At 56.5% G+C, this 13,175-nt stretch carries 14 protein-coding genes and 1 pseudogene; 2 read left to right on the top strand and 13 right to left on the bottom strand.

The features are described 5' to 3' along the window. Nucleotides 1-19: 19 nt before the first annotated feature. The 9 genes and pseudogenes from H6A25_RS03680 to H6A25_RS12950 form a co-directional block, all read right to left on the bottom strand. On the bottom strand, nucleotides 20-541 hold the full coding sequence (locus H6A25_RS03680; RefSeq protein ID WP_204750653.1) for a YcxB family protein: 522 nt from the start codon (nucleotides 539-541) through the stop codon (nucleotides 20-22). A 134-nt stretch (nucleotides 542-675) separates the two neighbouring features. Next, nucleotides 676-2,388: a sensor histidine kinase gene (locus H6A25_RS03675; protein ID WP_204750652.1), complete on the bottom strand. Its 1,713-nt coding sequence runs from the start codon at nucleotides 2,386-2,388 to the stop codon at nucleotides 676-678. A gap of 20 nt (nucleotides 2,389-2,408) precedes the next feature. Continuing rightward, on the bottom strand, nucleotides 2,409-3,095 hold the full coding sequence (locus tag H6A25_RS03670; RefSeq protein ID WP_243423221.1) for a response regulator transcription factor: 687 nt from the start codon (nucleotides 3,093-3,095) through the stop codon (nucleotides 2,409-2,411). 20 nt (nucleotides 3,096-3,115) lie between these two features. Beyond that, entirely contained in the window at nucleotides 3,116-3,772 is a 657-nt protein-coding gene (gene phoU / locus H6A25_RS03665; protein ID WP_204750651.1) for a phosphate signaling complex protein PhoU, read from the bottom strand. A 16-nt stretch (nucleotides 3,773-3,788) separates the two neighbouring features. Beyond that, nucleotides 3,789-4,538 (bottom strand): phosphate ABC transporter ATP-binding protein PstB, encoded by a 750-nt coding sequence (gene pstB, locus H6A25_RS03660; protein WP_118426842.1) that lies wholly within the window; start codon nucleotides 4,536-4,538, stop codon nucleotides 3,789-3,791. A gap of 1 nt (nucleotide 4,539) precedes the next feature. Further along, nucleotides 4,540-5,391 (bottom strand): phosphate ABC transporter permease PstA, encoded by an 852-nt coding sequence (pstA, locus tag H6A25_RS03655; protein ID WP_204750650.1) that lies wholly within the window; start codon nucleotides 5,389-5,391, stop codon nucleotides 4,540-4,542. Beyond that, complete coding sequence (gene pstC, locus H6A25_RS03650) at nucleotides 5,388-6,299, bottom strand: phosphate ABC transporter permease subunit PstC (RefSeq protein WP_204750738.1); 912 nt, start codon at nucleotides 6,297-6,299, stop codon at nucleotides 5,388-5,390. Before pstC ends, pstA begins: the two co-directional genes overlap by 4 nt. A gap of 44 nt (nucleotides 6,300-6,343) precedes the next feature. Further along, nucleotides 6,344-6,631 carry a hypothetical protein gene (locus tag H6A25_RS03645; RefSeq protein WP_204750649.1) on the bottom strand — a complete coding sequence of 96 codons (288 nt, stop codon included), beginning with the start codon at nucleotides 6,629-6,631 and terminating at the stop codon, nucleotides 6,344-6,346. A gap of 26 nt (nucleotides 6,632-6,657) precedes the next feature. Further along, nucleotides 6,658-6,762 (bottom strand): annotated as a pseudogene (locus tag H6A25_RS12950) (DNA-binding response regulator); the annotation flags it as partial. Nucleotides 6,763-6,914: 152 nt separating this feature from the next. Between H6A25_RS12950 and H6A25_RS03640 the strand changes: the two are divergent. Next, entirely contained in the window at nucleotides 6,915-7,331 is a 417-nt protein-coding gene (locus tag H6A25_RS03640) for a DUF3842 family protein (RefSeq protein ID WP_118426852.1), read from the top strand. 38 nt (nucleotides 7,332-7,369) lie between these two features. Here the strand turns inward: H6A25_RS03640 and H6A25_RS03635 are convergent, their stop codons facing one another. From H6A25_RS03635 to H6A25_RS03620, 4 genes are all read right to left on the bottom strand, one after another. Beyond that, nucleotides 7,370-7,951 carry a nitroreductase family protein gene (locus tag H6A25_RS03635; RefSeq protein ID WP_204750648.1) on the bottom strand — a complete coding sequence of 194 codons (582 nt, stop codon included), beginning with the start codon at nucleotides 7,949-7,951 and terminating at the stop codon, nucleotides 7,370-7,372. Nucleotide 7,952: 1 nt separating this feature from the next. Then, on the bottom strand, nucleotides 7,953-9,224 hold the full coding sequence (locus tag H6A25_RS03630) for an MFS transporter (protein WP_204750647.1): 1,272 nt from the start codon (nucleotides 9,222-9,224) through the stop codon (nucleotides 7,953-7,955). A gap of 75 nt (nucleotides 9,225-9,299) precedes the next feature. Beyond that, nucleotides 9,300-10,073 carry a creatininase family protein gene (locus tag H6A25_RS03625; RefSeq protein WP_204750646.1) on the bottom strand — a complete coding sequence of 258 codons (774 nt, stop codon included), beginning with the start codon at nucleotides 10,071-10,073 and terminating at the stop codon, nucleotides 9,300-9,302. Between the two features lie 14 nt (nucleotides 10,074-10,087). Further along, nucleotides 10,088-11,698, bottom strand: coding sequence for an N-acyl-D-amino-acid deacylase family protein (locus H6A25_RS03620; RefSeq protein ID WP_204750645.1), 1,611 nt, complete (start codon nucleotides 11,696-11,698; stop codon nucleotides 10,088-10,090). A 397-nt stretch (nucleotides 11,699-12,095) separates the two neighbouring features. Between H6A25_RS03620 and H6A25_RS03615 the strand changes: the two genes are divergently transcribed. Beyond that, nucleotides 12,096-13,085, top strand: coding sequence for an asparaginase (locus tag H6A25_RS03615; RefSeq protein WP_204750644.1), 990 nt, complete (start codon nucleotides 12,096-12,098; stop codon nucleotides 13,083-13,085). Nucleotides 13,086-13,175: the final 90 nt, after the last annotated feature.

Genomic DNA, 13,175 nt, shown 5'->3' with positions numbered 1-13,175 from the left:
ACGGCTTTGCCGTCCTTTTTTATATCCGTGTGATGGGCAAACCGGTTTTCTCCGTGAGAAACTGGCGCAGCTGTTCCATGGTTCCCCCTTCCAGAGAATCTTTTTCCCATGCCTGGGCATAGCGCTTGTCCAGAATGAAAACCAGATTTTGCTCCGTCTCACCGATGGCGGCCAGCGCCTGATAGTTCCACTGGGTCGTGGCATTTTCAGTGGAAGTGGTGTAGCCCTCTTCTCCCAATGTGAGGCGGCTGTAACCATTCCCTTTGAGCATGCGCTTCCGGGCAAAAAAGCCGTTGATGGCGTCCTGGCGCAGGATGATCACAATCATCATCAAAGCAGCGCCACCATTGAGAACTCGCTTCCAATCCCATACGAATCCATTTTCCCCGGGCACCAGGAAAAACAGCAGATTGAGCAGAAGCACGATCCAGGCCCAGATCATGCTGCGCCGGTCGCTCTTCTTCCGGGTGGTTTTCCGCAGCGCCCGGGACATATCCGCCAGAGTTTTTTTGCCATACCGGCTCTCCATGGTAAATTCCATTTTCTTTCCTCCTAAACAGTGGATGTATTGTTTAGACGGTATTGACCCCCGATTGGTTGACGGAAAAAGAGATTTTTTGTAAAATTCCCAAATGAAAAAGGCCCTGGAAGATTCCAGGGCCTTTGTTGTTTCTTTTACTGATCCGCAACGGTCTTTTGACGGATGGGCAGAAGCACGGTGATCTCGGTACCCACATCCTCCTGGCTCTGCAAGTTGACCGAGCCGTTGTGATACTCGGCGATATGGCGCACAATGGACAGCCCCAGGCCGGTGCCGCCGGTCTGCTTGGAGCGGCTCTTATCCACCCGATAGAACCGTTCGAAAACCCGGCTCTGATGCTCCGGTGGGATGCCGATACCGGTATCGCTGACCATGATGGCCGCCATTTCTCCCCGTTTTTCCACATTGATGTGGGCCGTGCCGCCCGGGCGGTTGTATTTCACCGCATTGGACAGCAGATTGGTCATCAGCTCTTCCATCATGTGCCGGTTGGCATCCACAGTCAGCGGTTCCCCGCCGCAGCTGATGGCAACCCCATTTTCCTGGGCCTCGATGGACAAGGTTTCCACTGTCTCCTTGGCCACATCCATCAAGGGAACCTTTTCCCATTCTCCCGGGTTGGAGCCGTCCTCGATCTCCGACAGGCGCATGATATCGTCGATGAGGTACTGCAGGCGGCTGGCTTCCAGGCGGATCCTTCCGGCAAAACCGGCCACATCCTGCTGCTGGGCCATACCGCTTTCGATCATTTCAGCGAATCCGCTGATGGAGGTAAGAGGAGTTTTCAGCTCATGGGACACATTGGCGGAAAAGTCCTTCCGCTGCTGCTCGGCCCGGATATGGGCGCTGGCATCCACAATGAGGATCATGGCCCCCGGTACACCTTCCGCAGGGCTCACATAAACCCGCAGAAAAAGCCCGCCCACTTCCAGCACAATCTCACTGGCCTTCTGGTCATGAACGGCCTGGTTGACCGCTCCCATAAACTCCGGATCCCGGCACAGGCCCATGACGCTGTGGCCGATGTAGTTGGTGGTGATGTGGGCCTGAAGCAAATGGATGGCCCCTTCGTTGCAGGAAAGGACATTTTTATCCCCATCGATGAGGATCAGGCCCTCCCGCATCCCGGAAATGATCATGGCCACTGTCCCCTGTTCCTGCTGAATCCGATGGAAATCAGCAGCGATCTGGGCCTTCTGTGCCCGGATTTTGTTGAGGAAGGGTTCCATCTCTTCATAAATCGGCCGGGTGGGGATATTTTCTTCTCCTTCCAAAGAAATCTGCTGGGCTGCATCCATGATGGGAGCCAGCAGCCGCCGGGTCATCAGCCGGGAGACCGGGACGGACACCAGCACCATCAGAAGGACGACGCCCAGAGTCATGGGCAGATTGTTGACAAACACCGCCGAGACACTTTGCAGCGCCACCGCCGCCCGGAGCACACTGCCATCCTCACACCGCACGGCAGCATAATAGGTCTTTTGCCCCAGGGTCTCGGACTGACGGGTGGCTTCTCCAAAGCCGCTTTCCCGGGCTCTTATCACTTCGGCCCGGTTCTCGTGATTTTCCATTCCGGCCACATCGGCGCTGGAATCAAAGAGCACTGTACCGTCTTGATCGATCAAGGTAAATCGGGTATCCCCTGCCGCTTTTTTGGTGGCTTCCAGATATCCCAGGGGATCCTCGGTAAATTCCAGACTGTCCCGCACCACCTGGGCCTGGGTGCGCAGCTGCTTCTGCACCTGCTCTTCATACACATTGTAAAACCCCACCGCCGACAGCACGGCCGTCAGAAGCACCGCCAGAGCGCTGATCAGGATGAGACATTGGACGATATTCTTTTTCATATTACCCCTCCCAGGGCCGGTCATTCCCGTTGGGACACTTTGTATCCCACGCCCCGTACCGTTTTGATGATGGAGCCGCCGGCTCCCAGTTTCTGCCGCAGGGTCTTGATGTGCATATCCACTGTGCGGCTCTCCCCTTCAAAATCGAAGCCCCATACATTCTCCATCAGCCGGGTGCGGGACAGCACAATGTCGCAGTTGCGCATCATGTAGCAGAGCAGTTCAAATTCCTTGTATGTCAGCTCCACCGGATGAGAGCCGGAAATGACCGTCCGCCGCAGAGGATCCATGGTCACTTCGCCGCAGGACAGTGTCTCAGCGCCGGTGGGCTGGCTGCGGCGCAGCACGGCCCGTACCCGGGACAAAAGCTCCAGCACGCTGAAGGGCTTTGTGATATAATCGTCCGCCCCGGCATCCAGACCGGCCACTTTGTCCAGCTCGGTGGTCTTGGCCGTCAGCATGATCACCGGTATATTGCGCTGGGCAGCGTCGTTTTTCATCTTGTGGAGCAGCTGCATCCCATCCTCCCCGGGCAGCATGATGTCCAGCAGCACCAGCCGGGGGGTACTTTCCTCCATCCGACGCCAAAAATCACCGCTTTCGGCAAAGCCTTCCGCCTGATAGCCGCCGCTTTTCAGGGCGTAGCAAATCAGCTCCCGAATGCTGTCGTCATCTTCCACGCAATAGATCAACGGAGATCCACTCATTTTTTCTTTCCTCCCAGGGCTTACAGAACCCTCTCATTCTTATGCTGGCCGGTAATGGAGAAAACCACCCATTCCGCCACATTGGTGGCATGGTCGCCGATACGCTCCAGATATTTGCTCACCATCAGCAGATCCATGGCCTGCTCCCCATTGGCCGCGTCTTCCCGGATCAGGGCGATCAGATCATTTTTCACCTGATCAAACAGGGAATCCACGGTGTCGTCGCAGGCGATGACCCGCTGGGCCAGATCGATATCCCGGGCCACAAAGGCGTCGATGCTCTCTTTCACCATCTTGATGGCGGCATCGGCCATGAGGGGAATATCCACCAGCTTTTTGATATATTTCTGTCCGGCCATGTAGGTGGCCAGTTCGGCAATGTCACAGGCCTGATCGGCGATGCGCTCCAGATCGGTGATGATCTTCAAAGCAGTGGAGATGATCCGCAGATCGCTGGCCACCGGCTGCTGCTGCAACAGCAGCTTGAGGCACCGGCGCTCCACCTCTTTTTCCCGCTCATCCACTTCCCGCTCAAATTCATGGGTGCGGGCAGCTTTTTCCACATCCTGCTCCAGCAGTGCATCCTTGGCGCTTTCGATGGCCTGCTGGGACAGGGTGCCCATCTCGATCAGCAGGTCGTGAAGAGACGCCAGTTCTTTGTCAAATCGATTTCTCATGTTTCCCTTTCCTCTCTTAGCCGAAACGGCCGGTGATGTAATCTTCAGTGCGCTTGTCTTTGGGCATGGAGAACAGCTCCTGGGTGGGACTGCATTCCACCACTTCGCCCAACAGGAAGAAGGCCGTCTGGTCAGAGATACGGGCCGCCTGCTGCATATTATGGGTGACCATGACGATGGTGTAATCCTTTTTCAGCTCCAGTGCCAGGTCCTCGATCTTCATGGTGGAGATGGGGTCCAGGGCCGAAGTGGGTTCGTCCATCAGCAGCACTTCCGGTTCCACCGCCAGAGCACGGGCGATGCACAGCCGCTGCTGCTGACCGCCGGAAAGGCCCAGAGCGCTTTTTTTCAGCCGGTCCTTCAGTTCGTCCCAGATGGCGGCGTTGCGCAGGCTCTTTTCCACGATCTCATCCAGCTGAGACTTTTTCTTGATGCCGTGGGTGCGGGGACCGAAAGCGATGTTGTCATAGACGCTCATAGGGAAGGGATTGGGCTTTTGGAATACCATGCCCACATTCTTCCGCAGCAGGTTGGTATCATAATTATAATAGATATCCTGCCCATCCAACAAGACCTTTCCGGTGATTTTGCAGCCTTCCACCAGATCGTTCATCCGGTTCAGGCTTTTGAGCAGGGTGGATTTGCCGCAGCCCGAAGGGCCGATGAATGCGGTGATCTGTTTTTCTTCCAGATCCAGATTGATATTTTTCAAGGCGTGAAAATCGCCATAATACAGGTCAAGACCAGAAATCTCAAACTTTTTCATGTTATTTCCCCTTTGTGATCCGTTTGGCAATGGCATTGGATGTGGCGTTGAGCATAAGCACCACCAAAAGCAGCACCACACCGGTGGCGAAGGCTTCGCTGGTGTGCAGGCCTTCGCTGGACAGAGCATACATATGCACCGCCAGCGTCCGGGCCGACTCCATAGGATTGGCCGTGATCTTGGCTACCGTTCCCGCAGTGTAGATCAGCGCCGCCGTCTCGCCCACGATACGGCCCACAGCCAGTATCACACCGGCCACGATGCCCGGCATGGCCGGAGGCAGCACCACCCGCATCACGGTGCGCAGTTTACCGGCTCCCAGCCCGAAGCTGGCTTCCCGGTAGGAATCGGGCACCGATTTGAGGGCTTCCTCGGTAGAACGGATGATCAGGGGCAGCACCATGATGGCCAATGTGCAGGAACCGGCCAGAATGGAGTTTTTCCACTGAAGGGCGGTGACGAAAAAGAGCATGCCGAACAGGCCATAGACGATGGAGGGAATGCCCGACAAGGTCTCGGCTGCCAGGCGGATGATTTCCACCACTTTGTTCCCCCGCTTGGCATACTCGGTGAGGTAAATGGCGCAGCCAATGCCCAGAGGCGTAGTGATGATCAAAGTGAGCACCGTCATATAGATGGTCATGACAATGGAAGGGAACATGGACACATTTTCGCTGTTGTATTCCAGTTCAAACAGGGAGAGCTTCAGATTGGGCACGCCCCGGATGAGGATATAGGCGATCAGGGCCAGCAGAACCCCGGCTGTCAGCAGGGCCGCTCCCCACACCAGGCCCCGCATCACCAGGGAAAAAGGGTCGGCCCGCAGGGATTTTTTCTGTGTATTTCCGTTCATTGTTTCAGCTCCTTGCGCTTGAGCACTGCGAAGAGTGCGTTGATCAGCAGAATAAAGGCGAAGAGCACAGCGCCGGTGGCGATCAGAGTCTGCCGGTGCAGGCCGGTGGCATAGCCCATTTCCAGAACGATGTTTGTGGTCATGGTACGCACGCCGTCAAAGATGCTGTCGGGCAGGCGGGGCTGGTTGCCGCAGACCCAGATCAGCGCCATGGTTTCACCGATGACACGGCCGATGCCCAGCACCACACCGGCCAGAATGCCGGATTTGGCTGCGGGGACAATGGTCTTGAACACCGCCCGCTCGTGGCTGGCCCCCAGGGCCAGAGCGCCTTCATAATAACTTTCGGGCACCGCCCGCAGAGCCGCTTCGCTGATGCTGATGATGGTGGGCAGCACCATGATGCCCAGAAGGATCCAGGCGGTGAACATGCTGTTGCCATCGCCGGGGAAAAACTGACGCACCAGAGGCACCAGCACCATCAGGCCAAAGAAGCCATAGACGATGGAGGGGATACCGGCCAGCAATTCAAAGGCCGGTTTCAGCCAGCGGTGAAGCCATTTGGGGCAGAACCGGGCCATAAACACGGCAGTGAGAATGCCGATGGGCACGCCGATGATCAAAGCGCCGCCGGTGACATAAATACTGCCCATAATCATGGGGAAAATGCCGAAAGAGGGATTGTCTGCGGTAGGTTTCCACTTAGTGCCTCCCAAAAATTCTGCAAGGCCGACCTCCTTTACCGCATTCCAGCCGCCCTGGAAAATAAAAATACAGATCAGGGTGACCGACAGGATGCTGGCACAGGCCGCGATGAAAAACACCACTTCCATCAGCTTTTCCTTGAAATTTTTCCGGAAGGCCGGCGAACGGAAAAGAGCGGGCAGATCTTTGATGCCCCGTCTCATCTTTTCCATCTCTTTTCCTCCTTTGCTTTTGCTCATCACTTTGTTCATGTCATTCCTCCCACTTTCCGTGGATGGGCGCCATGCGCCCTTTTTTTCCTTTTTACCGGCTTCATTTTAGGATCCCTTTGTAAAATCCCAAATCCTCCCTTGTAAAAAGTCCGTAAAATAGGAGTTTTCTCTTTTTCCTTCTGCCAAAAGCCCTGACATAGCAGCACTTTTTGTAAAATCCATGTGGTTTCTTTTTTACAATCCCCAAAAGAAGCGAAGTTACTCCCTTCCGCTCCCGGCAAAGAAAAAGAGAGCGGTCCCTGCGGTCCGCTCTCTTTTTTCACGGTTTTTCATTTGTTTCGCTCTGGTCTCCGCTGCTATACTCAGGCAAGCTAAAGCCCTCGTTTTCCAGGTAGACCTGCACCAGATCGGCGATCTCCTTTTCATCATCCACCACCAGAATATTGGCCTGCACAAAAATCCCCTCCTTTTTCCTCTCTGTTCTATGATACCCCCTCCCGTCTTTTTTGGGGAGGGGGTATTTGCTTAATCTTTTCTTATGATGTCCCCTTTGCCATTTTCCCTCCCTTGCGGTATACTGAAACAAAATACCAAAGGAGAAACCATATGAAGACCATCGCAGTGATCGACGGCAAAGGGGGCGGCGTGGGCAGCGCCCTCATCGGCCGGCTGAAAAAGGAAGTACCCCAGGCCCATGTGCTGGCCCTGGGCACCAATGCTCTGGCCACATCGGCCATGCTCCGGGCCGGGGCCGACGACGGGGCCACCGGGGAAAATGCCATCGTCCAGTGCTGCGGCCGGGCCCATGTGGTGGCTGGCCCCATCGGCATTCTGATGGCCGGGGCCATGCTGGGGGAGGTCTCTGCTCCCATGGCCGCCGCCGTGGGACAAAGTCCGGGGCAGCGGGTTCTCATTCCCAACCACAAATCGGGCATCCATGTGTGCGGCGTGAACGATGCTCCTTTGAGCCAGTACATCGAAGAAGCCGCCCTCTATATCAAAAAACTGATAGAAGAAGAGTAAACAAAAGGCCGCCGGGAGATTCCCGGCGGCCTTTTGCGTTATTTGTTGATGATCAGATCTTCCAGAGAACGCTTGGGTACATAGTGCACATCGTTTTCATCCCGATAGTAATTGATGTCCCCATCCTCCTTCACATCGGTGAGGACGATGGTCTCATCGGGCTTGCCGATGGCAACGATCAGCACCGGCATCAGGTGTTCCGGCATTTCCAGAGCTTCCCGCACCTGGCCTGCGTCATAGTTGCCGATCATGCAGCCGCCCAGGCCCATTTCGGTGGCGGCCAGCAGCATGGTCTGGGCCACGATGCCGATGTCCTTCTGGAACCGGGGAATGGAAGGCTGCAGGGCAGTATCCTGGCAAATCACGATAAAGGCGGTGGGACAGTGGCCCTTGTGGGGCAGCTCCATGGGCTGCAAAGCCCGGGCCCATTTGGTCAGAGGCTGGATCTTCCGTACCTGCTCTTCTTCCCAGGCCAGGTAGTATTTCAGCGGCTGCATATTCACGCTGGAAGGACACAGCCGGGCACATTCCACCATCTCCACCAGTTCCTCCCGGCTGACTTTGCGGCTTTCGTCGTAACCTCGCCAGCTGCGGCTTTTTCTCGCCAGATCCCGGATCACTTTACATTCCTCCTTCTTTTCTTTCCCCTGCCAAGGCAGGAATCTTCTCCCGGGGCGCCGGCCGGCGGAGGATCCACTGATATCCCACCAGTGCCCCCAACATCAGCACCATCACCCCGAACAAAGCGGGCTTATAACTGCCCGTCATGTCATACACACTGCTCACAGCCACCGGCCCCACCATAGCCCCGATATTGCCAAAGGCGGTAATGGCCCCCACAATAGCGCCAAATTCCTTCCGGCCGAACATGATCTCGGTGAGGATGGGGGTGGCCACGGCGCCAAAGGCTCCGCCTACGCCGCATCCCAGCACGATCAGGCCGATGGCCGGGCGGAAGGGCACCAGGAGCATCCCCACAAATCCCAGCACCATGGAGCCATTGGAGAGGAAGGAAGCCCGCCGGGGCCCCAGTTTGTCATAAAGATACCCTACCAGCGCCTTGCCGAAGGCCAGAAAGCCCATGCTCACCGAGGCCACCGCCGAAGCGGTGATGGGCGAAAAGCCCACATCGCTGAGATGGGGTGTCACATTGTGCACCAGCGCCACGGCGCTCATGCCGTTGATCAGGCCGAAAATGCTCAATGCCCAATACTGAGCCGTTTTCCGGGCACTGCGGGCGGTCATCCCTTCTTCCTCTGCCGGGTGGCTTTCCTCCGGGCTCTCCCCATAAGGGCTGAGCCCCACATCCGCAGGACGGGTGCGGATGATAAAAAAGCAGGCGGGCACCACGAAAAGAAGCATCCCCGCTCCCAGGATCAGATAGGTCTGCCGCCAGCCTGCCGTGCCGATGAGCTGTGCGGCCAAGGGATTGCAGATCATGCCGCCCACACCGCTTCCCATGGAGGCAATGCCCATGGCGGTGCCCCGGCGGGCATGAAACCAGTTGGTGATGAGCATGGACACCGAAACGGCCACCAAAAGCCCCTGGGACAATCCCACCACCAAAGAAATCCCATAAAACATCCACAGATTCCGGGCCTGGGAATAGGCCATATATCCCAGCCCCATCACAAGACCGCTGACGCGCATGACGGCTTTCAGCTCAAAGCGGGCATAGATCCGCCCGGCCAGGAAAGCCACCGCCATCTGACACGCAGCGATGATGGTGTTGTTCATGGCCATGGCCCCCCGTGAAAAGCCCATATCGGCGCACACCGGCTTGACATAGACCCCGCTGCTGTTGTTGACCACGCCCACCGACACACCCATTACCAGAAAACAGGCGATGACCACCAGCCAGCCATAAAACAACGGGCACTTTTTCTCTTTCATTCCCTTTTCACTCCCTGCGCTCCCCCCGCCCGGCCATCGGCCTTCCCCTGGGCGGGGCGGAGCTGTGATGGTCTATCACACCTTCTGTTCCCAAATGGAAGGATCGGCCAGTTTTTCCGCCAGATCCTCCACCATTCTTTTTGTGAGCGCTTCCCCTTTTTCCTTTGTGGCCGCATAGGAGTTGCCCATGACGCCGTTTTCCGTGTGGGCCTCCATCCGGTGGAAGGTCTCCCAAATCCCCTCATCCAGCATGGGGGAGCCGTGGCCCGGTTTTCCCTTTGTCTCTTTGTAGATGGGGTCCACCAGGCTGTCATCCAGCGCCAGCACCAGGGAGGTTTCTTCCTCACAGGCGTGGATCATGCCCTTCTGGGTCTCCAGGATCTCCTGTTCTGCCTGAGCGCTGGCCTGCCAATAACCGGTGAAATACACCGGGAATCCCAGTTCTTCATTGATGGAGATCAGGGCTGTGTTGGTGGGAGCGATGTTTCCCCCGTGACCGTTGACCAGCAGAATCTTGCGGAAACCATGGGAAGCGATGCTGCGGCAGTAATCCCGCAGCAGGGCCAGATAGGTCTCGGGCCGCAGAGTGAGGGAGCCGGCAAAGCTCATATGATGGGTGGAATTGGCCACGGCGATGGTGGGCGCCACCACACAGGGCACCCCTTTTTCGCCCAAAGCAGCGGCCAGCTTTTCACTCATGGCAGTTGCCATCAGTGCATCGGTGCCCACCGGCAGATGGGGGCCGTGCTGCTCGGTGGAACCCACCGGCACCAGCACAATCGCCCCTTCCTCCGACAGTTTTTTGATCTGAGGACTTGTAAGATTGTCCCAACGATACGGATTTTTCATCTTCCCTCTCCTTTTTATGCTTTCGGGGCCTTTTTCAGCACCCGGCCATTTTTCACGCCGTTGTATTCTCCGTTCTCCACGGCCACCTTGCCGTTGACCACCACATAGGAAAGGCCCCGGTTTTTCCGGAAGGGATGGAGATAATCGCTGTCGGCTCCCAAAGCGGCATAGTCAAAGACGCAGATATCTGCATGGGCCCCTTCTTTCAGACAGCCGATACCCTCAATACCGCTCATCTCGGCGGGCAGGCCGGTGACGCTGTGCACCGCCTGCTCCAGGGTCTGAAGGCCATGGTCCCGCAGCAGAGCCAGACGGGTGATAAAGGTGGAAGTGCCCCGGGGATGGCCGCCGCCCACCTTGTCCCGATCCAGATGGGTCTGGTAATTGGACCAGTCGCTGCCGCCCATCACATAGGGGTGGGCGATGATACGCATCATATCGCTTTCATTCTGGTTGAAATAGATGCCCTGGGCCATGCCGTCGTTGGCGATCAGCAGGTCATAGCACACATCCCAGGGATCTTTGCCCTCTTCCTCTGCGATCTGGGCGATGGTCTTGCCCACATACTGAGGTGTTTTGGCGCAGCCCGCCATGAGTGTGCCCTCAAACCCGGCGTCCACCAGATTGCTGGCAAACTCCTGGTATTCATTTTCAATGGAATCGGTGACCTTCTTGCGGAACTCCGGATCTTTCAGGTTTTCCACCAGCTTTTCCACGCCGCCCACATGGAATTTGGGCGGGATGCAGCTGATGAAGGGGGCGCTGCCTGCCAGATAGGGATACTGGTCGGCCCTCACCTTGACGCCCCGGGCATTGGCATCCTCGATCACCTGGAGCACCTTTTTGGAAAGGCCCTCATTCTGCTTGCCGATGACCTTCAGATGGGAGATGATCACCGGAATACCGGCCTTTTCCCCCACCCGGATGGCTTCTTCCACCGATTCCACCACATTGTCCGCCTCGCCCCGGATATGGGAAGCATAGCTGCCGCCATACTCGCCCACCACCTTGGCCAGCTCCACCAGCTCCTCTTCCCCGGCGTACACCGAGGGGGCATATACCAATCCGGTGGTCATGCCCAGATAGCCGCACTCCATGGCCTGGCGCACCCAGGCTTTCATCTCTTCCAGCTGCTCCTTGGTGGGGAGAGAATCGTCAAAGCCCATCACTCTTCCCCGCACATTGCCCTGCCCGATGTAAAAAGCCATATTGTTGCCCAGTTCCATATGGGAAACATAATCAATAAAGGAAGCAAAGGAATCGCAGGCCTTTTCCACTTCGGCAAATTTTTCCGGCGGCAGTATCTCCTTTTCCTCCTGCAAAGAACCGGGATAGCTGGGAGCGGGAGCCGAACCGCACTGGCCGGTAATCTCGGTAGTGACACCCTGCTCCAGGTAGTTGTAGCCGTCCGGTCCCAGAAGGATGCTGTTGTCCGAATGGCTGTGATAATCGATAAAGCCGGGAGAGACCACCTGGCCTTTGGCGTCGATCTCTCTGGCGCCCTTTTCTTCAATATGAGGGGCGATACAGGCGATCTTGTCCCCCTTTATGGCCACATCGGCCTGATAACGAGGTGCGCCGGTGCCGTCCACCACCGTGCCCCCTCTTATGATCAGATCATACATGATAAAAAATATCCTCCTTGCCTTTTCATTTCCGGCTTTCGCCGCTCCTTTTATTATACCGCCGGGGAAAGTGGGGCGCAATCAAAGGCCGCATGGCAGATTGCCCTATTTTTTGTCCCGAATTTCAGCACACATCCCCAAAAGAAAGGGATCTTGCAGCGCACATGGAGCGCCCGCCTTTTCCCTCTCCCCTTTCCAGAAAAAAAGTGGATGATTTTCCCATTCTCCTGCCATTTCTCCTTTCCAAAAAGCCTTCTCCGTGGTAAAATAGAAAAAAACCCTGCCATATACCCATGGGAGCTGCACCGTTTTCTTTTGTTTTGCCGGTTTTGCTCCCCTTGATTGATATGATTAGGAATAATGAAAGGAGGCTCCGCTTTTTTGCGGAGAAAGTCCCATGAAGAAGATTCTGATGCTCACCACCGGCGGCACCATTGCCTCCCTTCCTTCGGAAGAGGGCCTGGCCCCCACCGGCGCTAACACCATTCTGTCCCATATGGGCCCCTCGGCCGCCAATTACGACATCACCACCCAGGAGATCCTCACCCTGGACAGCACCAACATCCAGCCGGAGGAATGGAAGATCATTGCCGGAGCCATTTATAAAAATGTCCGTCTGTATGACGGTATCGTGGTCACCCACGGCACCGACACCATGGCCTATACCGCTTCCATGATGAGCTTCATGCTGCGGAATGTCCCCATCCCGGTGGTGTTCACCGGCTCCCAGGTGCCCATCGCCAGCCCCCTCAGCGACGCGCCCCTGAACCTGACCTGTGCCTTTGCCATGGCAGCCAGCGCCACCCCCGGCATCTTTGTGGCTTTTGACCGGAAAATCATGCTGGGCTGCCGGTCGGTGAAGGTGCGCACCACCGCCTTTGACGCCTTTGAAAGCGTCAATTATCCCTATGCCGGAGTGGTGGATTCCTCGGGTCTGAATCTGGACCGGTCGGTGATCCCGCCCCAGCGGGGAGAATGCGTGCTGGAAGATACCGTGGACTCCGATGTGTATCTGCTGAAACTCACGCCGGGCACCAATCCCAAACTGGTGGATCTGATGATCGAAGCCGGCTGCCATGGCATCGTCATCGAAGCCTTCGGCATCGGTGGACTTCAGTTTGTCCGCCGTGACTTCGTCTCCAAGATCGAAAAGGCCATCGACGCCGGTATTCCGGTGGTGGTGTGCAGCCAGTGTCTCTATGAGCGCTCGGACTTTTCTGTGTATCAGGTGGGCCAGAAAGCCCTGGCCAAAGGCGCCATTCAGGGCTTTGACATGACGAGAGAGGCCGCCGTCACCAAGCTGATGTGGGCCTTGGGCCACACCCGTGATCTGGGAGAGATCCGGGCCATGTTCCACACCAATCTGGCCGGAGAAATCGCCCTTTGATCTCCCCAGATGGGATGCACAATCTTGCGGCAGATTTTGTTATTTTTCTGTCAATAAATTTTGTTTTATTTTTCTAATTTACCCATTATT

The organism is Intestinimonas butyriciproducens (genome assembly GCF_016901775.1).
Lineage (GTDB): Bacteria > Bacillota > Clostridia > Oscillospirales > Butyricicoccaceae > Pseudobutyricicoccus.
The sequence above is the reverse complement of the archived record's forward strand: the minus strand, read 5'-3'. Positions and strand labels throughout refer to the sequence as shown.